Annotated in this window: 21 protein-coding genes; 7 read left to right on the top strand and 14 right to left on the bottom strand. The window is 66.8% G+C overall.

The window, feature by feature from the left end; translation table 11 throughout:
- Positions 1–75 precede the first annotated feature (75 nt).
- On the top strand, positions 76–426 hold the full coding sequence (locus tag IEX33_RS13050) for a GNAT family N-acetyltransferase (RefSeq protein WP_188730797.1): 351 nt from the start codon (positions 76–78) through the stop codon (positions 424–426).
- Positions 427–534: 108 nt separating this feature from the next.
- Positions 535–1,896, top strand: coding sequence for an MFS transporter (locus tag IEX33_RS13045; protein WP_188730795.1), 1,362 nt, complete (start codon positions 535–537; stop codon positions 1,894–1,896).
- Between the two features lie 16 nt (positions 1,897–1,912).
- Here IEX33_RS13045 and IEX33_RS13040 read toward each other — a convergent pair whose 3' ends face one another.
- The 11 genes from IEX33_RS13040 to IEX33_RS12990 all read right to left on the bottom strand — a co-directional run bounded on the left by IEX33_RS13040 (position 1,913) and on the right by IEX33_RS12990 (position 12,920).
- Positions 1,913–2,665, bottom strand: coding sequence for an ArsR/SmtB family transcription factor (locus tag IEX33_RS13040; RefSeq protein WP_188730793.1), 753 nt, complete (start codon positions 2,663–2,665; stop codon positions 1,913–1,915).
- Positions 2,666–2,727: 62 nt separating this feature from the next.
- Entirely contained in the window at positions 2,728–3,981 is a 1,254-nt protein-coding gene (locus IEX33_RS13035; RefSeq protein WP_188730791.1) for an MFS transporter, read from the bottom strand.
- Positions 3,982–4,134: 153 nt separating this feature from the next.
- On the bottom strand, positions 4,135–5,409 hold the full coding sequence (locus tag IEX33_RS13030; protein WP_188730789.1) for an AGE family epimerase/isomerase: 1,275 nt from the start codon (positions 5,407–5,409) through the stop codon (positions 4,135–4,137).
- A gap of 46 nt (positions 5,410–5,455) precedes the next feature.
- Positions 5,456–5,641: a hypothetical protein gene (locus IEX33_RS13025; protein ID WP_188730787.1), complete on the bottom strand. Its 186-nt coding sequence runs from the start codon at positions 5,639–5,641 to the stop codon at positions 5,456–5,458.
- Positions 5,642–5,684: 43 nt separating this feature from the next.
- On the bottom strand, positions 5,685–6,428 hold the full coding sequence (locus IEX33_RS13020; protein WP_188730785.1) for a sulfite exporter TauE/SafE family protein: 744 nt from the start codon (positions 6,426–6,428) through the stop codon (positions 5,685–5,687).
- On the bottom strand, positions 6,429–7,868 hold the full coding sequence (locus IEX33_RS13015; RefSeq protein ID WP_188730783.1) for an NAD-dependent succinate-semialdehyde dehydrogenase: 1,440 nt from the start codon (positions 7,866–7,868) through the stop codon (positions 6,429–6,431).
- A 79-nt stretch (positions 7,869–7,947) separates the two neighbouring features.
- Complete coding sequence (locus tag IEX33_RS13010; RefSeq protein ID WP_188730781.1) at positions 7,948–8,763, bottom strand: carbohydrate ABC transporter permease; 816 nt, start codon at positions 8,761–8,763, stop codon at positions 7,948–7,950.
- 4 nt (positions 8,764–8,767) lie between these two features.
- Positions 8,768–9,730, bottom strand: a complete 963-nt coding sequence (locus IEX33_RS13005; protein WP_188730779.1) for a carbohydrate ABC transporter permease — start codon at positions 9,728–9,730, stop codon at positions 8,768–8,770.
- Positions 9,727–11,013, bottom strand: coding sequence for an ABC transporter substrate-binding protein (locus IEX33_RS13000; RefSeq protein WP_188730777.1), 1,287 nt, complete (start codon positions 11,011–11,013; stop codon positions 9,727–9,729). Before IEX33_RS13000 ends, IEX33_RS13005 begins: the two co-directional genes overlap by 4 nt.
- A gap of 91 nt (positions 11,014–11,104) precedes the next feature.
- Positions 11,105–11,989: an aldolase gene (locus IEX33_RS12995; protein ID WP_188730775.1), complete on the bottom strand. Its 885-nt coding sequence runs from the start codon at positions 11,987–11,989 to the stop codon at positions 11,105–11,107.
- Positions 11,990–12,005: 16 nt separating this feature from the next.
- Positions 12,006–12,920 carry a PfkB family carbohydrate kinase gene (locus IEX33_RS12990; protein WP_188730773.1) on the bottom strand — a complete coding sequence of 305 codons (915 nt, stop codon included), beginning with the start codon at positions 12,918–12,920 and terminating at the stop codon, positions 12,006–12,008.
- 142 nt (positions 12,921–13,062) lie between these two features.
- Here IEX33_RS12990 and IEX33_RS12985 point away from each other — a divergent pair, with 142 nt between their 5' ends.
- The 4 genes from IEX33_RS12985 to IEX33_RS12970 all read left to right on the top strand — a co-directional run bounded on the left by IEX33_RS12985 (position 13,063) and on the right by IEX33_RS12970 (position 17,355).
- Positions 13,063–14,205: a Gfo/Idh/MocA family protein gene (locus IEX33_RS12985; protein ID WP_188730771.1), complete on the top strand. Its 1,143-nt coding sequence runs from the start codon at positions 13,063–13,065 to the stop codon at positions 14,203–14,205.
- A gap of 69 nt (positions 14,206–14,274) precedes the next feature.
- Entirely contained in the window at positions 14,275–15,057 is a 783-nt protein-coding gene (locus IEX33_RS12980) for a DeoR/GlpR family DNA-binding transcription regulator (RefSeq protein WP_188730769.1), read from the top strand.
- The gene (locus tag IEX33_RS12975) at positions 15,054–15,983 is read left to right on the top strand and encodes a 2-hydroxyacid dehydrogenase (RefSeq protein WP_188730767.1); all 930 of its coding nucleotides are present in this window, start codon (positions 15,054–15,056) and stop codon (positions 15,981–15,983) included. The genes IEX33_RS12980 and IEX33_RS12975 overlap by 4 nt, the downstream gene beginning before the upstream one ends.
- 82 nt (positions 15,984–16,065) lie before the next feature.
- Entirely contained in the window at positions 16,066–17,355 is a 1,290-nt protein-coding gene (locus tag IEX33_RS12970; RefSeq protein WP_188730766.1) for an HNH endonuclease, read from the top strand.
- On the opposite strand, the gene IEX33_RS12965 is transcribed toward IEX33_RS12970, so the two are convergent.
- The gene (locus IEX33_RS12965; RefSeq protein ID WP_188730764.1) at positions 17,352–18,239 is read right to left on the bottom strand and encodes a LysR family transcriptional regulator ArgP; all 888 of its coding nucleotides are present in this window, start codon (positions 18,237–18,239) and stop codon (positions 17,352–17,354) included. The genes IEX33_RS12970 and IEX33_RS12965 overlap by 4 nt on opposite strands.
- A 70-nt stretch (positions 18,240–18,309) precedes the next feature.
- Here IEX33_RS12965 and IEX33_RS12960 point away from each other — a divergent pair, with 70 nt between their 5' ends.
- On the top strand, positions 18,310–18,906 hold the full coding sequence (locus IEX33_RS12960; RefSeq protein WP_188730921.1) for a LysE/ArgO family amino acid transporter: 597 nt from the start codon (positions 18,310–18,312) through the stop codon (positions 18,904–18,906).
- An 81-nt stretch (positions 18,907–18,987) separates the two neighbouring features.
- On the opposite strand, the gene IEX33_RS12955 is transcribed toward IEX33_RS12960, so the two are convergent.
- Positions 18,988–19,851 carry a hypothetical protein gene (locus tag IEX33_RS12955; RefSeq protein ID WP_188730762.1) on the bottom strand — a complete coding sequence of 288 codons (864 nt, stop codon included), beginning with the start codon at positions 19,849–19,851 and terminating at the stop codon, positions 18,988–18,990.
- Complete coding sequence (locus IEX33_RS12950; RefSeq protein WP_188730937.1) at positions 19,848–20,522, bottom strand: hypothetical protein; 675 nt, start codon at positions 20,520–20,522, stop codon at positions 19,848–19,850. Before IEX33_RS12950 ends, IEX33_RS12955 begins: the two co-directional genes overlap by 4 nt.
- Positions 20,523–20,645: the final 123 nt, after the last annotated feature.

The following is a 20,645-nucleotide window of genomic DNA, read 5'->3' as shown; positions in this document are numbered from 1 at the left end:
AAGGGACGGGTGCGGAAATAGATGCCCTTCGGCTGAGGTTAGGCTGAAGGACACACCGCATCGAAGGAGATCCCCTTGAGTGACATCACCGTCCGCCACAACCCCGACCGCGACCGCTTCGAGATCCTCGACGCCGGCAACGTGATTGGCAAGGCGGCGTACAAGGAGTACGACGGCGGCGCCTCGCCGGAGCGGATTTTCTACCACACGGTGATCAACGAGGAATACGGCGGGCAGGGCCTTGCGGGCCAGCTCGCCACCGTTGCCCTGGACGAGACGGTCAAGGCGGGCGTGGGCTTTGTTCCCGTCTGCCCCTTCATCAAGAAGTTCCTCGCCAAGCACCCCGAATACGCCAGCGATGCGGTGGCCGTGAAGCCCGCGCACCTGGAGTTCCTCGATGGGGCCCTGGCCAGCCGCGCCCGCTGACGTGCAGGGCGTCCGCCCGACTGTCTGATCGTCGAGTTGGCAGGCGCCCTGGGACGGTAGGTTCCCTCAAAGTCGCGCGGGCCCAGCGGTATACAGCAGACTGTTTCCGTGAGCAACAAACCCCGGACTGCGCTGGCCGTCGCCGGCCTCAGCCTGGGCACGGCACTGAACCCCCTCAACTCCTCGATGATTGCCGTCGCCCTGGTGGTGCTCCGCGCGGACTTTGGGCTCGACGTCGCCGCGGTCACCTGGGTGGTCACCTCGTTCTACCTGGCCTCGGCGGCGGGCCAGCCGGTGATGGGCAGGCTTGCGGACAGGTTTGGGCCGAGGCGGATGTTCATGCTGGGCATGGCGCTGGTGGCGGTGACCTGCGCGCTGGCGCCGTTAGCCCCGAACTTTGTGCTGCTCTGCGTGGCCCGGGCCGTGATGGCGCTGGGCACGGCCACCGCCTATCCCAGCGCCGTGGTGATGGTGGGCGCCATTGCGCACCGGGCCAACGTGGAACCGGCAGGCCCGCTGGGCATCCTGCAGATGGCCAACACATCGGCGGCAGCGGTGGGGCCTGTGGTCGGAGGGCTGCTGGTGGGCTTTGTGGGCTGGGAGGCGTTGTTCCTGGTCAACGTCCCGCTGGCACTGGCCGCGCTGCTGATCGTGCGGCAGGCGGCGCCGGCGGACAAAGCCCGGGAACGCGGCAGCGTGGCCGAGCTGCTGCGGGACTCGGACATTCCCGGCATCCTGGGCTTCGTCACCGCGCTGCTGCTGGTGATGATGGCCGCCCTGAATGTCGTGCCGGGCTACCGCTGGTGGATGCTGGGAGCGGGAACGGCAGTGGCGGCACTGTTTGCCTGGCGGGAGCTCCGCTTCGCCCGCCCGTTCCTGGACCTGAGGCTCCTGGGCCGCAACAGGCCCCTCATGCTCATCTACGTCGCCTTCGCGGTGTTCAGCAGCGTCTATTACTTCGTCTTTTTCGGCCTGCCCCAGCTCCTGCAGGAGGCCGGCGGCTATGAGCCCGGCGTGGTGGGCCTGCTGATGCTGCCCCTGGCGGGCATGTCCGTCCTGGCCACCCCCTGGGCGGTGAAAGCGATGGGAAGGTTCGGCGTGCGGCGGGTGCTGATTGCCGGCGTCATGCTCCTGACTGCGGCCGCCGCCCTGATGTGGTTGCTCACCGGCACCCTGGCGATCCCGCTGGTGGTGGTGCTGACAGCCCTGATGGGTATCCCATACGGGACCGTGGGCATCGCCACGAACCAGGGCATGTTCGTGTCCATCCGGCCGCAGGAGCGCGGTGTCGCGGCGGGCATCTACCAGACGTGCCGGTACGTCGGCGCGATCACGGCCACGGTGATGATCGGCGTGTTCGCGGGCGGCGGCGTGGACCAGGAAAGCTGGGCCCGGATGGTCCTGGCAATGCTGGTCCTGTGCGTGGTGACGTTCGCCGTGAGCCTGCTGTGGCGGCAGCGGACGGAGTAGCCGGCATAAAGCGCACCTAGGTGTACATCAGCGAGCCCGGGGTGGTCAGTTTCTCTCCGGTCTCCAGCCAGGTCTTCAGGCCGGAGAGGATCATGGGCCAGCCGCCGTAGAGCTGTTCGTTGGCGCCTTCGCGGAGGTCGCTGTGGGTGACGGTCAACCGGCAGGAATCGCCTACCGGCTCGATCTCCCATGTGACCTTCGAGGTTCCCTCGGCCTTGACGTCCTCGCCCCAGAGGGCCCGCATGGTCTGGACCAGCCGCCGGGGCGGCTGCACCTCCAGGTTCTCGCCCTCGCCCAGCGGAGCACCCGCCTTAACGTTGTTCATGGTGAAGCTGCTGCCCGGCGTCCAGTCCGTTTCTATGGTGTTCCCGAACTGGTACTTGCTGCGGATGTCACTGTCCGTGATGGCTTCCCAGAGCCGTTCCGGCGTGGTCTTGATGTAGATTTCGAAGATCTTTTCCATGGGACTTTCCAATCTGGATTTGAGGTCGCTGAGGCCAGCGGCCCATGGTTCTGAATATTTGCTCACCCAGCGGTCGTGGATGAGCCTGATGGGCACGGGATTCAGGAAGTGCAGCTTTTCCCGCCCCCGACGGCGGGTCACCACCAGGCCTGCATCTTCCAGGAGCTTGAGGTGCTTGGCGATCCCGAAGCGGGTCATGTCGAAGCGGGCCTCAAGCGCACTCAGGGACTGCCCGTCCTCGCGGAACAGTTCATCGAGGAGGTCCCTGCGGGTGGGGTCGGAGAGTGCCTTGAACACTGCGTCCATAAAGAAATGATAGGTGACCATATGGTCACCTATCAAGGGTTTTTCTCTGGTTGGTGAGGAGCCTAGGAGCGACCGCCCACCTTTTCCGGTGCCGGTGTGGCGACGGGCCGCGGCTCCAGCCACACCCGCTCCCGCGGGCCCTGCGGGTAGGCGTGCTTCTTGTTGGCCAGGGTGATGATCCAGGCTGCCACTACCGGCAGCGCCGCTGCCACGGGAACCAGCATCGGACCGCCCACCACGAGCGCCGCGGAGCCATACAGCGCACCCACGGTGATGCCGAGCTGGATGGTCAGCACGGTGAGGCCGTTCGCGGCTTCCTGGTACTCGCCGCCCGCCCGCAGGATGGCGGACTGGTTGTAGATGCCGATCGCCCCGAGCCCTGCACCCCAGACGGTCATGAGGACCAACGCCACGGCGAAGTTGCCCACCGCGAGGGGCAGGAAGAACATGGACAGGGCGATCGCCGCCGTCGTGACCAGCAGGGAACGCCGCGGCCGGGAGTCCACGGTGAGGCCCGCGATCCAGATGCCCAGCAGCCCGGAGCCGCCCAGCACAGTAAGCGAGAGGCTGATGGCGTAGTCGGGGAAGCCGGCGTCGCGGATGAACGGGGCGATGTACGTGAACAGCGCGAAGTGCGCCAGGACCAGCAGCGGCCAGGCAATGGCCACCGGCTTCACCCCGGGCTGGGCTATGGCCTTGCGGAGTGAAGGGCGGACGGCGTCGGAAATCCGCTGGACGCGCGGCAAAAGGAAGAACGCCAGGACGGTGAGGACCAGGCCGAACCCGGCAAGCACCATGAACGCGGCCCGCCAGCCCAGGAAGCCGCCCAGCGCGGTGCCCACGGGTGCACCGATGGCCAGGCCCAGGCTGTTCCCGCTGAAGACGATGGCCAGGGCCTTGCCCACCTTGTCCGCCGGGACCACCCTGGTGACGAACGGGGCCATGGTGGTCCAGAGCAGGCCATGGGCCAGGCCGCCCACCAAACGGGCAATCATGGCGGACGTGAAGTCGGGCGCCAGTCCCACCATGGCGTTGCTGGCGGCGAACGTCAGGACCAGCCCCACCAGCAGCGCGTGCCGCGGTATCTTCCCCAGCAGCCGGGCAGCCGGAACCACGGTGACCACAATGACGGCGGCATAGGCGGCAGCCAGGTAGCCGGCCACCGGTTCGGACACGTTCAGGCCGGCACTGATCTGCGGCAGCAGCCCGGACGGGAGGAGCTCGGTGGTGATGGCGGTGAACGCGATGGTGGCCAGGACCACCATCGCGGCATACGGAAAACGGGCAGGCGCCGGCGCGGAAATCGCGGAAGACATGGGGGCGGGATCCATTCAAGGGGGAGGGGTGGAACGCGGCTCGCTGGCCGGACGAATTCCTCCCTTAAATTTACAGGATCCTGCCCCCTGCTCCGTGCCGTTCCCGGCGCGTCCCCGCTGCCGTTTTCGGCGCGTCGGGCCGCACCTGTGGATTCAGCGGGCGGCCGGTTCCCTGACCTGCGTGGCGGCGGTTAGCCGTGCGTCCAGCAGGCCGGCCGCGACGGCCGGAGCGAGCCCCGGCGCCAACGGAAGGCGCGGCACTACCAGGCAGTGCCAGAGGTGGTAGATGTCCGCCTTGCCGGACCATACGGTGGAGGTGACATTGCCGTGCTCGTCGAGCTCCTGCTTCCAGGATCCGTGCTCGTAGTCGATGAACCAATCGCGGGCGTGGTCCCAGATCCGCTCGTACCAGTCCGAATACTTCTTCTCGCCGGTGGCAATGTACAGAGCCGCCGCCCCGCCGATTGCCTCCGCGGGAACCCAGCGGATGCGGGTAGTGACCACCGGCTTGCCCTCCCAGTCGACCGTGTACACAAATCCGGGATTGCCGTCCGGTTGCCAGGCGTCGCGGATGGCGGCGTCGAACAGGCCGCGAGCGTCTTCGAGCAGCCAGTCGGGGACGTCCAGGCCGCGGGCCTCGAGTCCGGCACGGAGGTGCAGGAGCAGCCGCGCCCACTCAACCCAGTGGCCGGGGGTCCCGCCATAAGCCCGGAACTGGCTGGCCCGGTCGTCGGTGTTGTACTCCGGCATGGGGGTCCAGTCCGGGTCGAAGTGCTCGAAGACCCGGTAGTTGTTGTTGCGCGCAAATTTGTGGATCAGCACCTCGGCGATGTGGAGGGCCCGTTCCAGCCAGCGGTCCTCCCCGGTGACATCGGCCACGATGAGGTACGCCTCAACCGAGTGCATGCTCGCGTTTCCGCCACGGTAGGCCTCGGTTTCCGTGAACTCCCGGTTCCACGAGTCGAAGCACATGTTGGCTTCATGATCCCAGAACCTTGTGTCGGCTATCCGCAGGGCCTCGTCGAGCAGTTCCCGGGCTCCTGGACGTTCTGCCGCAACGGCGCTGGCGGCGGCGAGGAGCACGAAGGAGTGCTGGTAGCCGGATTTGGTGTCGTTCACCGGCCCGTTCCCGTCCACCTCGGCGAACCAGCCGCCGAACTCGTCATCGTGGAACACGCCGTTGAGCGCCGCGATGCCGTGGTCCACGAGCGTCCCCGCACCCGGCCGTCCCATCAGCGCGGCGACAGCGAAACTGTGGACCATCCGGGCGGTGATCCAGAGATGGGTCGGCTTGTCGGTGAATACCTTGCCGTTGTTGTCGAGCCAGCCGAATCCCGTGGGCACCTTTGACGCTGCGGCAAAATTGATCAGCCGGTCGGTTTCTGCCTCGAGCCATCGTGCGTGGGCGGCACTGTTAAGCCACGTCATGTCATTTCCTCTTTCTGATGCGGGTGCACGTCCGAAACTAGTCCAGTTAGCGCGTGCCGAAGTCGGTATCTGTGTATGCGCCGGCGCGCCGGGCAGCGCCGCCACGGCTGCAGTCGTGTCCAACGTCAAGCTGAATGGTCACCGGAGCGCCGGCATCAACCGTCAGCGAGATGGTTTCGCCGTTGCTGGTGGACACGCGCAAGGGGCTTTTGTGCGGGGAGGTGGCAGTCATGGCCGCCCTTTCGTTAGTGGTGTTCGTTGGATACATGCATTTGTTACCCGACGGCGTCGAGCACGCCGCGGACAATGGTGGCTGCCGCGCCCAGGTAGGCCAGGACAATCAGCAGGATCTGGGCGGCGCGGGCGGGGACAAAGCGGGCAGCGACGTCGCCGAGTACCAGCCCGACGAGGCAGGCCCCGGCAACCGCCGCCCACATGGCAACGGGAAGTGAGGGGAACGTCGCGGGCGCCGTCAGGGCTTTCGAGGCCAGGGACAGCGCGCCGATGGTGAAGAAGTACGGCTGCATGGTGGCAGCGAAGGACTTGTGCTGCCACCGGGTGGCGATGGAGTACATGCTCACCGCTGGCCCGCCGACGCCAGCCGCAGTGTTCATGAACCCGCTGAGGCCGCCCGCGGTGAGAAGGTAGCGGCGCCGGGCCGGCAGCGTGGCGGACTTCAGGGCCAGCAGGACGGTCAGCCCGACGGCCAGGATCACTCCAATAGAAATCTCCAGGACCGCCGGCGGGATGAGCCGGATCAGGAAGGCCGCCGGCACGATCCCCAGCACCGCCGACGCCGTGAGGGCCGCGTACCGTTTCCAGTCGATGTCCCGGGCCACCCGGAAGATGATGGCACCGGCAGTCACGGCGCCGCACACGTTCACCAGCACCACCCCTTCCACCGGGCCCAGGAGCAGGACCAGGAAGGGCGCGGCCACCAGGGCGAAGCCCATGCCGGTGATGCGCTGCATCCCGGCACCCATGACGACGGCGCCCAGCACCAGCCCGGTGGTCAGCATCTAGGGCCGCCAGGCCACGTATTGGACCTCCTCGAACTCCTCCAGGCCCAGGCTTGCGCCTTCCCGGCCCAGGCCTGACTGCTTGGCACCGCCCATGGGTGCGAAGGCCACGGACGGCAGGGGGTCGTTGACGCCCACAATGCCGGCTTCGAGCTGCTCCGGAATGTCCCAGCCTCGCTTTGGGCTGCTGCTCCAGACGTAGGCGGCCAGGCCCATCTCGGTGGCGTTGGCCTTCCGGATGGCGTCCTCCTCCGAGGAGAAGGTCACGACGCCGGCTGCCGGACCAAAGACTTCTTCGGTCACCAGGGGTGCGTCGTCCGGAACGTCCGTCAGGAGTGTGGGCGCCAGGAAGGAGCCCTGGGCCGGCACCTCGGTCCGCTGGGTGACGCGGCGGGCGCCGCGTTCCAGGGCGTCGTCCACCAGGGCCTGCACGGCTGAGACCCGCTCGGCGTCGATCACCGGGCCGAGGTCCGGGACCGGCGTGCCGTCGTCGGGAACGCCGTGGCCGATGCTCATCTCGTCGAAGCGCGCGGCCAGCCTGGCGGCGAACTCCCCGGCGATGCTGTCCTGGACCAGGAAGCGGTTGGCTGCCACACAGGACTGGCCCGTGTTGCGGAGCCGGCCCAGCACTGCCCCCTCGACGGCGGCGTCCAGGTCGGCGTCCTCAAAGACGATGAAGGGCGCATTTCCGCCCAGTTCAAGCAGCGGCCGGACCACCCGGTCCGAGGCGGATGCCATGATTTGTTTGCCCACGCCGGTGGACCCGGTGAAGCTGACGGCCCGGACGGCCGGGTGCTTGAGCAGGGCCGCGGTGATCTCCCGGGAGGGGCCGTGGACCAGGTTGACCACGCCCGCCGGGAATCCGGCGTCGTGCAGCACCTCGAAGAGGCCGGTGGCGGCCAGTGGCGCCTTTTCCGAGACCCTGCCCACCACGGTGCAGCCTGCGGCGAGCATCGCGGCGAGTTTGCGGGCCTGGATGGAGACCGGGAAGTTCCATGGGGTGAGGCTGAGGGCCACGCCGATGGGCTTCCGCAGGCTCAGGTGGCGGCGGCCCTGCAGCTCGGGCGGGCTGACGGTGCCGGTGGTGCGCCGTGCTTCCTCGGCGAACCAGCGGAAGTATTCCACCGAGAAGTCCACTTCGCCCTGGGCTTCGGGGAGCCGCTTGCCTGCCTCGAGGGCCAGGGTGTGGGCGAGTTCATCGCGGCGTTCGGCAAGGAGGTCGGCTGCGTTGCGGAGCAGGTCGGCGCGGTTCCGCACGGTGGTGCGGGACCAAGACCCAAAGGCCTCGGCAGCCGCGTCGGCTGCCTGGGTGGCGTCCGCGGCGGTGCCCCAGGCGACCTCACCGACGGTGCTGCCGTTTCCGGGGTCCGTCACGTGCTTGGAGGTGCCGGTGGCGTGCCAGGTGCCGTTGACGAGGTGTTGGGCTGATTTGAGGTTCACGGATGATGCCTTTCGTGGGGCAGGGAGAAGTCCGGGACGGCGGGGCGGGCGCGGAAGTCCGCCGCCGCCGTCGTAATGCTCATCCCTTGCTGGCGCCGGCGGTGATGCCGGCAACGAAGTACCGCTGCAGGAAGACGTAGGCCACCACCACGGGCAGGGAGGCCAGGATGACGCCGGCAAAAAGCAGCGGGTAGTCGGTCTGGAACTCGCCCTGGAAGCTCAGCAGCGCCAGCGGCAGGGTGCGGTTGCCGGGCGACTGGATAAACAGCAGCGGGTACAGCAGTTCGTTCCAGTGGATGACGAACAGGAAGATGGCAGCCGCGGCGATGGACGGGGCGGAGAGCGGCAGGGCGATGGAGATGTAGGTCCGCCAGGGGCCGGTGCCGTCAATCGAGGATGCTTCGTAGAGTTCCTTGGGCAGGGTCCGCATGAACCCGCCCAGGATGAAGACGGCGATGGGCAGGGTGGACACCAGGTTTGCCAGCACCAGTCCGGCCAGGCTGTCCAGTAGACCCAGGCGGCCAAAGAGGACATACAGCGGAACCATGTTGGCCTGTGCCGGGATGGCCATGCCGAGCACCAGGAAGCCGAAGATGGCCCAGGACATGAACCCCTTGAGGCGGGAGACGGCGTAGCCGGCCAGGCTGGCCAGGAACAGGGTGAGCGGGACGGAAATGGCGGTGACAATCACGCTGTTCATGAAGGACGAACCCAGGTCCTGGCCGCCGATCACCTCTGCGTAGTTGCCCGGTGACAGGGACTGCGGCAGGCTGAACGGCCCGGCAAACAGTTCCTGCGTGGACTTGAAGCTGCCGAACCCCACCACGGTCAGCGGAACGATGATGATGACCGCGTAGATCGCGAGAATTCCGCGGCGGGTTATTGACGAGAGCATGATGTCATTCCCCCTTCGGGGTGAGGCGGAGCAGCCGGCGCTGGAGCCAGGTGACCAGGGCGATCATGGCCATGAAGATGATCGACTGGGCTGCGGCGTAGCCGAACTCCGAGTTGGCGAAAGTGCTGTAGATGCGGGTGGAGAGGATGTCCAGGGACTGCTTGGGCGGGTTGCCCGCGATGCCCAGGATCAGGTCGAAGGCCTTGAACGACTGCACCGTGGTGTAGGCCACCACAATGGACGTTGCCGGGGCCACGAACGGCCAGGTGATGGACTTGAACTGCTGCCACTTGTTGGCACCGTCCATCTCTGCTGCCTCGTAGAGTTCCCGCGGAATGGCCTGCAGGCCCGCGATGTACACCACCATCATCTGGCCGGCGTGGAACCACACCTGGGTCACGGCCACCCAGTACAGGGCCTGGGCGTCGTTGCCGAGGTAGGAGCTCTGGAGGGCTTCCAGCCCCACGCCGCCCAGCACCGCGTTGGCCAGGCCGAAGTTGGGATCGTAGATGAACTTCCAGATGAAGGCCACGGACACCGAGGACAGGATGGTGGGGAAGAAGAACAGGGCGCGGAGCAGGACGCTTCCCCGCGAGTTCTTGGTCAGCAGCAGCGCAAGGATCAGCGAAAAGAAAGTTTGCGCGATGACCACCAGCAGCACGAACTTGAGGTTGTTCGTGAGGGCGTTCGTGAACAGTGAGTCGTTGGTGAACGCCCGGATGAAGTTGTCCAGCCCCACGTAGTTGAACGCCGCCGAGAAACCGTTCCAGTCCGTGAGGGCGTACTGGAAGGCCTGCAGCGTGGGCATCACCAGGAAGAAGGCAATGACGGCTACGGCGGGAAGCGGGAAGAGGTACAGCACCGGATTCACCCGGGTGGGCGAGCGGCGGCGCCCTTTGTTGGCATTCACGTCGGGAGGGCTGCCTGGTGCCTTCCGCTTCGCAGGCAGCCCGGTATGGGTGCTCATATCCGTTCGTCAACAATCTTCTGGGCGGCCTCTGCTGCCTGCTCGGGGCTGGTGCCCGAGATGACGGCGGTGGCGCTGGCTTCCACGGCGTTGCGGACATCCAGGTTCTGGAACTGGAACCGGGCGGCCAGTGCTGTGTTCTTATCCAGCCAGGGGCTCAGGCGCTTCAGGTCCGGGTTGGTGTAGTCCACGTCCTTCACGGACACGTGCTGCGCCGTCTCGTTGGCGTAGTAGGCGGCGTTCTCCGGCTCGGAGAGGAAATCGATCCAGGCAGCCGCTGCGGCCTGGTTCTTGCTGGCCGAGTTGACGCCCAGGATGAAGGTGGCGTTGTACACGCCCTCATACTTGGCGTTGCCGTCGGAGGTGTTGGGGAACACCAGCTCGATGGGGAACTGGGCGCCCAGGCCGCGGACGGCAGCAATGTGGTATGAGCCGGTGGCAAGCATGGCTGCCTGGCCCTGCGAGAACAGGTTCTGGGCAGGCTCCACAGCGGTGCCGGTGGCGTTGGGCTGGAGGTACGGAACCAGGTCCTTGTACTGATTGAGCATTTTGATGAACCAGTCGTCCGTGACCTTGAGCTTGCCCTGTTCGATCTGGGCGCACATGTCGTCCACGGGGGCGTTGTTGGCGATCATGCAGTTGAACAGCTGGCCGCCGTTTCCAACATCGCCGCCGGGCCAGGAGATCGGGATGACGCCGGAGGACGCCAGCTTCTCGCACATGGCCAGGAACGAGTCCCAGTCCTTGGGTGCGAGGTCGGCGCCGGCCTTGTCGAACAGGTCCACGTTGGCCATCGGCATGGGGAACACCACCTGGTACGGCAGTCCGAGCTGGCTCTCGCCCGACTTGCCGGCGGAGAGCAGCCCCTCCTGGTAGTTCGAGACGGCCTTGCTGTCCTTAAGCTCGGTGTAGATGCCGGCCTCGGTGAAGTTCTTGAACTGGGATCCGCGGAAGGTGGCAAAGGCATCGCCGATGGAGCCGCCGCGAAGCTTCTGCAGGGCCTGTGCGTTGTAGTCGTTGGACGTGGAAATGTCCTGGGCTACTTCAACGCCGTCGTGCAGTGCGGCAAAGCGCTTGATGAGCTCGTCGAAGACCACCTTGTCCTCACCGCGCCAGTGGGCGAAGGACACCTTGCCGGTGATGTCACCGGTGGCGGGGGCAGCCGGACCGGTGGCGCCGCCCGGTGCCGTGGATCCGCCGGGGCCGGCGCAGGCTGCGGCAGTGGCGCCGAAGCCCAGGGCTCCCAGGAGTGCGATGGCCTGCCTGCGTGAAATCTGACTCACAATAATCTCCTCGTTGAGTGTTTTGCTGTGCCTGTTGTTGACTGCGGAACGGGGTTGCCACGGTTCTGACGCTGTGGCCCTCCGGGAGTGTTTATGCGTTGGTCCTTTGCGCGGTGACGACGTCGTCCACCACGGCACAGAGGCGCTGCAGCCGCCGGACGGCGTCTGTGGACAAGGATTCGACGACGTCGGGCGCTCCGATGCAGGAGGCCCAGACGGCGCGTCCGGAGAGGAAGCCGCTGGCACCTTCCAGGCAGGCCCACCGGACTGCATCCGGGAAGACGTCTTCGGGGACGCCGGAGGAGAGCACCACCCAGGGGCCGTCGATGGCGTTGGTGAGCTCGGCGCATGCGGCCCGGACCTCGGCTTCGGGGGCCTGGCCGTGGAAGGGGACCTCGGCCTTGTACAGGTCCGCCCCCAGGCTGCCCAGTTCCCTGGCGGCGGCGAGGATGCCGGCGTTCCAGTCGAAGTCCCCGCCGGCCAGAGGCTTGCGGGAGACGGGCTCGATGATGCTGATGAGCCCCGCGGACCGGCAGCTGTCCACGAATTCGCGGACCATTTCCACCCTGCCTTCGGCGGGCTCGTCCGGGCGGTACAGCACCAGGAGTTTGAGCGCCTTGACGCCCAGGGCCTTGTACTTGTGCGGGTCCACCAGGCGGTCGATGGTCACCTCGCCCACCAGCTCGCCGTGCGCGGATTCGAAGTGGTCCGCCGAGGCGATCAGCCCGCAGCTGGGGTCCACCACGTTGTCCGCGATGGCCTGGTCCAGGGCAAACTGCCGGTCGATGAGGACGCCGGACGCGTAGGGGGTGAGGATTTTAGCGGCCTGAAGCTTGAAGTCCTGGAGGTCCTGGTCCGTGACGGGCTGGTCCGTGTGTTCGGCGAACATGTTGCGCATGGCTTCGCGCTGGTCGACGGCGAGCATCGCGAAGGCGCCTGACGGGCGCTGGAGGGGTGAGAGGTCTGTGGGGCTCATGGGCTGCTTCTTTCAGCTAGGCGGTGTGGTTGGACGTAAGGACTGGGGTGATGGTCTGGTGCGGGATGGTGGAGCGTCCGTCCAGCCCTTCGCAGGAGGCGGAGGCAGTGCGGCCGGCGAAGGCTGCCGCGTCAGCCAGGGAAAGTCCGGCGGCGACGGCGGCGAGCAGGGCACCGTGGTAGACGTCGCCGGCGCCCAGGGTGGAGACGATGGCGGCGGGCGTTGCGGGCACGTGGAGCGGGTCCGCGGTGCCGTCCTTGACCCAGGCACCGTCAGAGCCGGCGGTGGCGACGACGGCGGAGGCGCCGTCGTCGACCGCTTTGCCCAGGAGCGCCTCGGGGGAGTGGTGCCCGCCGTACTCTGCCTGGAGCCGTTCGATGGTTGGGACGTAGAGGGCCACGCCCCGCAGGCTGAAGGACGCGATGGGGTTGCCGGCATCCACACTGACGTTCAGGCTGCCGGCGCTGAAGGCCGGAAGGGATGCGACGGCGTTCCAGCCCAGATGGTCCACGTGGACCCAGGCTGCCGATTCCACCAGCGCGTGGAACCGGCTCCCGGCCGGAAAACTGACCGGCGGCACGGGCCGGGTGACAATCGCCCGGCTTTCGGATGCCTTGCTGACCACGATCACGCTGGCACCCGTTTTGACGTTGGGATCGCGGATCACCGCGGAGGTGTCCACGCCTTCGGCCTGCAGGCCGGCAATGATGCGGTCGCCTTCCTCGTCGGTGCCGAGGACACCTGCGAAAGCTGTGTTTGCACCGGCGCGGGCCGCTGCCACGGCTGCGGTGGCGGCCGGGCCGCCACCCGCCGTCGCGAAGTCCGAAGCGACGGTGCGGCTGTCCGCTGCGGGGTAATCCTCCACCAATGCGATGGAGTCAAGCGTGGCGCAGCCTACGAAGAGCAGGGTTCCAGTTGACGGTTGGGGCACGTTCCACCTCGTTGTAGTTCCGGCTGGTACTGAAGAAATATACACACGCTATGTTGGAATAACAACACTTTCGGTATAGTTCTGTTTGGGATGCAACGCCACGGTCCCCCCAAAAACTCAACGTAGAGAAACGGAGCAGCACATGTCATTGCCTTCTGCGGAAACGGTCCGGACCATCCGATACGGCCTCATCGGCGCCGGCCACATGGCCCGCGAACACGTCCGGAACCTCGCCCTGATTCCCGGCAGCCGGATCACCGCAGTCTCCGATCCCCAGCCCGCATCCCTGGAGGAGACCGCCGCTGAGATCGGCTACGAGGTGCAGACCTTCCCCTCGCACCAGGAACTGCTCGCCTCCGGGCTGGTGGACGCGCTGGTGATCGCCAGCCCCAACGACACGCACCTGGCCATCCTCAAGGACATCTTCGCCAGCGGAACCAACCTGCCCGTGCTCGTGGAGAAGCCGGTGTGCACCACCGCCGCGCAGGCAGATGAACTCGAGGCGCTCGCCGCGGACTACCCTGCACCTGTGTGGGTTGCCATGGAATACCGCTACATGCCGCCGGTCCAGGAAGTCATCCAGGCCGCGCACAACGGCAAGCTCGGCAACATCTACATGCTGTCCATCGTGGAGCACCGGTTCCCGTTCCTGCACAAGGTGGATGCCTGGAACCGCTTCGCGGAGCGGACCGGCGGGACCCTGGTGGAAAAATGCTGCCACTTCTTCGACCTGATGCGGCTGATCCTGCAGGATGAGCCCGTGCGTGTGTACGCCAGCGGCGGCCACGACGTGAACCACATGGATGAGGTGTACGACGGCCGTGTGTCGGACATGATCGACAACGCCTATGTGATTGTCGACTTCAAGGGCGGCCGCCGGGCGATGCTGGAACTGTCCATGTTCGCCGAGGGCTCCAAGTTCCAGGAGCGGATCTCCATTGTGGGCGATGCCGCCAAGATCGAGACGCTCATTCCGGTGGCGGCCAACCACTGGATCGAAGGCGATGAAGCGGAAGCCACCGTTGAGTTCAGCCCGCGCTCGCCGCTCGGACCGGAAAAGCACGAGGTCCCGGTGGATGAGGCAGTGCTTGCCGCGGGCGCCCACCACGGCTCCACCTACTACGAGCACCTGGGGTACCGGCAGGCGATCCTGGGTGAAGGGCCGGTTGAGGTGACGGTGGCCGACGGCCTGCAGTCGGTCCGGATGGGACTGGCGGCAGAGCGTTCCATTACGGAGGGACGCCCCGTAGAGCTTACGAATGCCGGTGCCGGGGTACGGCACTAGGTAAGTTGGTGTTGGAAAAGCAACACTTCGCGGGCCGGGGGCCGGCGGGTGGGGCAGGAAGAAGGGGATATGAGCACCGCACGTGAAGAGGCGCCGCTGACGCCCCGCCAGCGCACCATCCTGGAGGAACTTGGCCGGCGCGGGTTTATTTCCACGACGGACCTGGCCGAGACCTTTGCGGTATCGGACATGACCGTGCGCAGGGACACCAGGGTACTGTCCAAGCTGGGCCTGGTCAGGGTGGTTCACGGCGGGGTCAGCGCCATCCATGGACAGGGCCAGAACGCGGACTTCGCCGCCCGCGTGCGGGAGGACGCCGACGCGAAGCTCCGGGTGGCGCGGGCCTGCATCTCCATGATCGGGGAACGGGACGCCGTCATCCTGGACGCCGGGACTACGACGTACCAGATCGCGCAGGAGCTGCCCACGTCCTTCACAGGCACCATCATCACCCACTCCGCACCCGCCATCCAGCGCTGCCTCCAGCTGACCGCTGCCCGCACCATCTGCCTGGGCGGGGAACTGCTCCTGGACAGCCAGGCGTTCAACGGTCCCATGACTGTCAGTGCTGCCGCCGGCCTCCGCGCCAAGACGGCTTTCATCGGCGTGAGCGGTATCCACGACGAAGCGTTTTACATAGAGCGGGACGTGGAGCGCGCCACTAAGATCGCCCTCATGAACTCTGCGGAACAGGTGGTAGTAGTGGCAACACACCAGAAAATGCTGCGGTATGCGCTGGCCCGGCTGGCAGCCTTTGACGCGGCGGACGTTTTGGTGACGGACGCGCCGCCGCCGCGGGAAATCGAGACGGCGCTGCGTGCCGCGGACGTGAAGCTGGTGGTGGCCGCGTGAGTGCACCGCTGCAGGTTTCCCTTCCGGACCAGAAACTGCTGGACGCGCTCGCGCCCACTGCCGGCGTCGAATTTTATGTGTGGGACTTTTCCGGGCCTGCCCCGGCCGGGCGGTTGGACATCGTGGTGCCGCCGTACATGCGCGGGCCCGAGGTGCTGGCCGCGCTGGAGTCCGTGGACATCGGCCTGGTCCAGAGCCAGTCGATAGGGTACGACGGCGTGGCGGACGTGCTGCCCGCCGGCTGCGTTTTCGCCAACGCGGCAGGGGTCCATGAGACGTCGACGGCGGAGCTCGCCCTGGGCATGATGATTGCCAGCCAGCGCGGCATGGACGACTTCGTGCGCAACCAGGCCACCGGGACATGGGACAACAGCCAGCGGCCCAGCCTCGCGGACCGGCGCGTGTTGCTGGTGGGTTACGGGGGAGTGGGCAAGGCCATCGAGGCCCGGCTGCTGCCGTTCGAAACGCACGTGACCCGGATGGCGAGCCGCGAGCGGGAGGATTCCAGCGGGAAGATCTTCGGCATCGACTCGCTGTATGAGCAGCTGCCGCTGCATGACATCGCGGTGGTCAGCGTGCCCCTCATTGAGCAGACACGGCAGCTGGTGGACGCGAAGTTCCTGGCCGCCATGCCGGACGGGGCGCTGCTGGTCAATGTGGCCCGCGGGGCGGTGGCGGACACGGATGCGCTGCTGGCGGAGACATCCACGGGCCGTTTGCGTGCTGCTGTTGACGTGACGGATCCGGAACCGCTGCCGGTGGACCACCCCCTGTGGTCCACACCCGGCGTGCTGATCACTCCGCACGTGGGCGGGGCCAGTTCGGCGATGTTCCCGCGGATGGTCCGGCTGGTCCAGCAGCAGATCGGCCTGATGCTTGAGGGCAAGGAGCCGGTGAACGTGGTGTTGGGCGGCGCTGCCGAGTAGGGGCTCGGGTCGAGTCTGGGCGTTATCCACATAGCGATTTCCGCAGCCTCTGATTGTCAGGGGTCGCTGGAAGACTGTGGTTATGGAGGGCACCGTTCAGGATTTGATTAGCAAGGTTCGGTGTTTGCCCGTGTCCTCTGACAGTGCCGCGCTGGTTGACCAGTTGCGGGGCCTGGAGGAGCTGAAGGCGGCCATTGCGGCTGCGCAGGCGAGGGTTGCTGTGGCGTTCGATCTTGCCCAGCGCGCTGAGCAGGCCGAGGCCGGGATTCCTGCGGCGGAGCTGGGCCAGGGGGTGGCGGCGCAGGTTGCGTTGGCCCGGGGTGAGTCGCCGTCCCGGGGCGGGCGGCTGCTCGGGCTGGCCAAGGCGCTGGTGGCGGAGATGCCGCGTACCCTGGCTGCGCTGGATGCTGGCCGGCTGAATGAGTGGCGGGCCACGCTGGTGGTGCGGGAGACGGCGTGCCTGGGCGCGGCGGACCGGTGCGCGGTTGATGAGGAGTTGGCCGCTGACACGGGTACTTTTGCCGGGGCCGGGGACCGGGCCGTTGTGGCTGCGGCGAGGGCTGCGGCGTACCGGCGGGACCCCCGTTCGGTGACACAGCGGGCGGCCCATGCTGCCGGGGAGCGGTGTGTGAGCCTGCGTCCGGCCCCGGACACCATGGCGCGCCTGACGGCGCTGCTGCCGGTCGCGGAGGGCGTGGCGGCGTATGCGGCACTAAGCGCGCATGCTGATACTTTGCGTGCCGGCGGTGATGAGCGTTCCCGGGGGCAGATCATGGCCGACACCTTGGTGGAGCGGACCGCCGGCACCCCCGGCGGTGTCAGTGGTGTGGAGATCCAGCTGGTCATGACCGACAGGACTTTGTTCCAGGGGGATCCTGAACCGGCACGCCTTCCCGGTTACGGGATTGTCCCGGCCGGCTGGGCCCGCAGCCTGGTCAGCGCTGGCGTTGGGGCTGGCGGGCAGGATTTCAGGGTGTGGCTGCGGCGACTGTACACGGCCCCGGGGGCGGGGGACCTGGTGGGGATGGATTCGCGGGCGCGGTTGTTCCCGGCCGCGTTGCGCCGTTTAATCCAGGCCCGTGATGACACCTGCCGCACGCCCTATTGTGATGCGCCCATCAGGCATCACGACCACGTGGTGGCCTGGCATGCCAGCGGAGCCACCAGCCTGGGCAACGCCGCCGGGCTGTGCGAGGCCTGCAACCACACCAAGGAAAACCACGGCTGGAAAACCATCCCGCGGCCGGGCCCAAGGCACACCATCGAATACCGGACCCCCACCGGCCACACCTACCACTCAACAGCACCCCCACCACCAGGAAGCCCAATAGCAGGTCAGCTGGTGCGTGCCGCGAAGCTGATGCGTGCTTAGCTATCCTGCCGCGTGCCACGCAGCTCTTGGCTGCTGGCCTTCCGTATGGCGTTGGTGACGCGATCGAGCCGTGGTGAGTCCAAGGTCCAGGTCTGCCAGTAAAGCGCGACGTCATGGTGCTCGCGCTCCTTCAACACCACCAGGGAGCCGTCGGCGAGGTCCGTTCCCAGCTGCAGCTCGGGAATCATTCCCCATCCAAGGCCTGCCCTCAAACCTGCAAGGAATCCCTCGGATGAAGGGATGAAATGTGTTGGTGGCGCCTGCTGTACGCCGCGGGCCTTGAGCTGCAGCTGCTGCAGGTTGTCCTTGGCATTGAACTGGAGCATGGGCATGCGCTGCCAGTCCACCCCGCTGCCGGCTTTGAAGCGCTTGCGCAGCCCCGGGGTGGATACGGGCAGGTAGCGCATAAAACCCAGCCGTTCCGCCCGGCACCCGTTGACGGGCGTGGGGTCGGAGGTGATCGCCCCGAGAACGTCACCTCGGCGCAGGAGCTGGCTGCTGTGGTCCTGGTCCTCCACATGCAGATCCAGGGTGGTCTCCGACCAGTTGCTGGCCTCATGGAGCACGTTGACGAACCACGTGGCAAGGGAGTCGGCATTCACGGCAATGGGAGTTACGGCCCGGGAGGAAACACCAGTTCCCAGCGACTCCCACGTTTCCGCCTCAAGGACCTGCACCTGCCGGGACATGCGCAGCAGGATCGAGCCAGCATCGGTGGGGGTGCACGGTACGCTGCGGCGAACCACCACCTGCCCTACGGACTTTTCCAAGGCCCTGATGCGCTGGCTGACGGCGGAGGGGCTGATCCCCAGCAGATCAGCCGCGGCCTCGAAAGTTCCCTCGTCCACGATCGCGGCGAGGGCACGGAGATGTTCGAAGTTCATGAAGATATTCTAATGGAACTGCAGAATCTATCGTTTGTCTTCATCTGCAACGCCGGGCTACGGTCAAGGCATGTGGAGCATCTGGACTACCGGACTGATGACGGGCCTGGCATTGATCATTGCCATCGGGGCGCAGAACGCGTTTGTGCTGCGGCAGGGAATCCGCCGTGAACACGTGGGCGTCGTGGTGGCGCTCTGCATGGTCAGTGATGCGTTGCTGATCCTCGGCGGCACAGTGGGGATCGGGGCTTTGGTTTCCCGGTTTCCAATGGCACTGGACGTGCTGAGGTGGGGCGGAGCTGCCTACCTGACATGGTGGGCGGTACGTTCATTCATGTCTGCACTCAAGCCCTCAACCCTGACGGCCGACGCCCCGCGGTCCAAGGGATCGGTCATCGTCACCACCCTGGCGCTGACCTACCTGAATCCCCATGTGTACCTGGACACCGTGGTGCTGCTGGGCGGCCTGGCCAACCAGCACGGTCCGGACGCCCGGTGGGTCTTCGCGACCGGGGCCGTGGTGGGAAGCGCCCTCTGGTTTTCGGCCCTGGGGTATGGAGCCCGAAAGCTTTCCGGGGTGCTCAGCAGCCCGCGGACGTGGCGGATTGTGGACCTGGCCATCGGCGTGGTGATGCTCGCCCTGGCCGTCAAACTCGTTCTCGGCTGACACAGGCTCCAGCGGCACCCCGGGCCCTGGAGTCACGCAGGAAGTGGCTTCATCGAAACAGGGTGAAGCCCGCGGGGAGCACTACCGCCTGAATTCGATACGGACGGAGTTGTCGTCCGGCAGGACGATGACCGTTCCGTCCCGCGGCGTCCAACCGTCGTGCAGGAAGAAGAAGCGTCCGCCGCTGAGGACCAGCAGGCGGAGGCCGTCGTACCGGTAGAGTGCTGCATCCCCGGTTCCCACCTGGACCTCCGTGACCGCGGCAGAGCCGATGCCCAGCGGTTTGGGTGAGTAGACCTCCGCCCGGGGCATGTACTGCACGCCCTGTTCGAAGTTCAAGGCGAGCCGCCGGCCCACCGCCTGGGCGTAGTCGGCCGTGCCCCAGAAGAGCAGCAGCGTCACGATGCTGAGGATCAGCGAGGTTTCCACCGCCCGCTGCTCGGAGCTGAGGGCGGGTGATGTGCGGTCCCGGCCCAGCCGGCGCAAGCGCATGCACCAGGTGGCCACGAGTACGCCCAAAGCCATCAGATACGGAGTGAACAGCGCTGTCCGGGCGGGTTCTACAACCGCCAGGACCAGGCTGACGCCTACGAGGAGTCCGCTGAGCAGGGCTGTTATGCCGGCGGCCTTCAGGATGAGGGCCCGGCCGCGGCTCTCTTCGATGCGGCGGCGCAGCCAGCGGTCCAGGGCGAGCCAGACGACGCTGGCCGCCAGGATGCAGACGAGCGGCAGGAACAGCGCGTTGATGCTGATCAGGATGTAGTCCTGCACTGCGTACCCGAACAGGCTGACGTTCAGGCCCATCTGTGCCGCCTGTGCCTCCGCGCGGGCCCAGCCGAAGTAGAACAGCAGGGCCGTGGCCACCGTGACCGGCGGGCCGATAGCCGAGATCACTCCAAGCGCGCGGGACCAGGAGGAACGTTCGTCCCCGCCGGTCTCCGTCATGGCGCGGTGCCTGGCGCCTGCGGGCATGTGCCCTGGTCCGTTGCGTACTCGAAGGAAGCGGATCCGCTCACCGGCCAATCGGCGTCGGCAATGCTGACCTCGGCAGTGGTTGGCTGCCCCGGGTCGAGGGGCGGTGCCAGGAAGTAGAACTCAAGCGGGTGGTTCGTGTCGATGAAGCTTTGGCGCTGCAGGACCGTCGCCGTTCTCGTACCGACGTAAACCGAACGAACAGTCCCTGTAGGCAGGCCGGTGATGTTTCCGGACAGGACAATGGCCTGGCCGGGACAGACCAGGAAGGGCGGGGAGTTGCCTTCGCTGTCCTCCAGGCCCGAGAGTTCCGGCGGGCATGCGGTTCCGCGGCGAGGGGCAAGCTCCACGGAGACGCCCGGATTCTGTTGCCGGACCACAGCTATGGTGCGGAGGATCTCGAGGGCGGTGGCGGACCAGCAATCGCCCTCGAATGGCGGCGGCATTGTGTCCAGCGCAGAGGCTCCCGCCTCCCAGGCAGCCTGGTCTCCCGTCAAGCCGAGGCACAGCGTTTTCGACGCTTCCTCGACGGTGTTAAAGGGTCCGGCGTATTCGGGAAGGGACCCGCAGTCCATGCCCCTCAGGTTCCTGTACCAAATGGGGTCGCCCCTGCCCACCGGGCCGATCGGCAGCCAGTCGAGCACCACGGTCTCCGGGACGGGCGGCAACTGCGGAGCGGGCGGTCCCGGAGGCGGGGCGGGTGGCTGGTTCGCGGCAGGCGGGGCAGGCGGGGCAGGCGCGGCGGGTGCGGCGGGCGGCTGGGCCGG

This window comes from Pseudarthrobacter scleromae, assembly GCF_014644515.1.
GTDB classification, from domain to species: domain Bacteria; phylum Actinomycetota; class Actinomycetes; order Actinomycetales; family Micrococcaceae; genus Arthrobacter; species Arthrobacter scleromae.
Note: the sequence above shows the minus strand (reverse complement) of the source record. Positions and strands in the feature narration are given on the sequence as shown.

Bases quoted from the DNA above. Each gene is read 5' to 3' on its own strand.
- IEX33_RS13040 (WP_188730793.1), bottom strand. From the start codon at position 2,665: ATGGACGCAGTGTTCAAGGCACTCTCCGACCCCACCCGCAGGGACCTC.
- IEX33_RS13035 (WP_188730791.1), bottom strand. From the start codon at position 3,981: ATGTCTTCCGCGATTTCCGCGCCGGCGCCTGCCCGTTTTCCGTATGCC.
- IEX33_RS13030 (WP_188730789.1), bottom strand. From the start codon at position 5,409: ATGACGTGGCTTAACAGTGCCGCCCACGCACGATGGCTCGAGGCAGAA.
- IEX33_RS13025 (WP_188730787.1), bottom strand. From the start codon at position 5,641: ATGACTGCCACCTCCCCGCACAAAAGCCCCTTGCGCGTGTCCACCAGC.
- IEX33_RS13020 (WP_188730785.1), bottom strand. From the start codon at position 6,428: ATGCTGACCACCGGGCTGGTGCTGGGCGCCGTCGTCATGGGTGCCGGG.
- IEX33_RS13010 (WP_188730781.1), bottom strand. From the start codon at position 8,763: ATGCTCTCGTCAATAACCCGCCGCGGAATTCTCGCGATCTACGCGGTC.
- IEX33_RS13005 (WP_188730779.1), bottom strand. From the start codon at position 9,730: ATGAGCACCCATACCGGGCTGCCTGCGAAGCGGAAGGCACCAGGCAGC.
- IEX33_RS12995 (WP_188730775.1), bottom strand. From the start codon at position 11,989: ATGAGCCCCACAGACCTCTCACCCCTCCAGCGCCCGTCAGGCGCCTTC.
- IEX33_RS12985 (WP_188730771.1), top strand. From the start codon at position 13,063: ATGTCATTGCCTTCTGCGGAAACGGTCCGGACCATCCGATACGGCCTC.
- IEX33_RS12980 (WP_188730769.1), top strand. From the start codon at position 14,275: ATGAGCACCGCACGTGAAGAGGCGCCGCTGACGCCCCGCCAGCGCACC.
- IEX33_RS12970 (WP_188730766.1), top strand. From the start codon at position 16,066: ATGGAGGGCACCGTTCAGGATTTGATTAGCAAGGTTCGGTGTTTGCCC.
- IEX33_RS12965 (WP_188730764.1), bottom strand. From the start codon at position 18,239: ATGAACTTCGAACATCTCCGTGCCCTCGCCGCGATCGTGGACGAGGGA.
- IEX33_RS12960 (WP_188730921.1), top strand. From the start codon at position 18,310: ATGTGGAGCATCTGGACTACCGGACTGATGACGGGCCTGGCATTGATC.
- IEX33_RS12955 (WP_188730762.1), bottom strand. From the start codon at position 19,851: ATGACGGAGACCGGCGGGGACGAACGTTCCTCCTGGTCCCGCGCGCTT.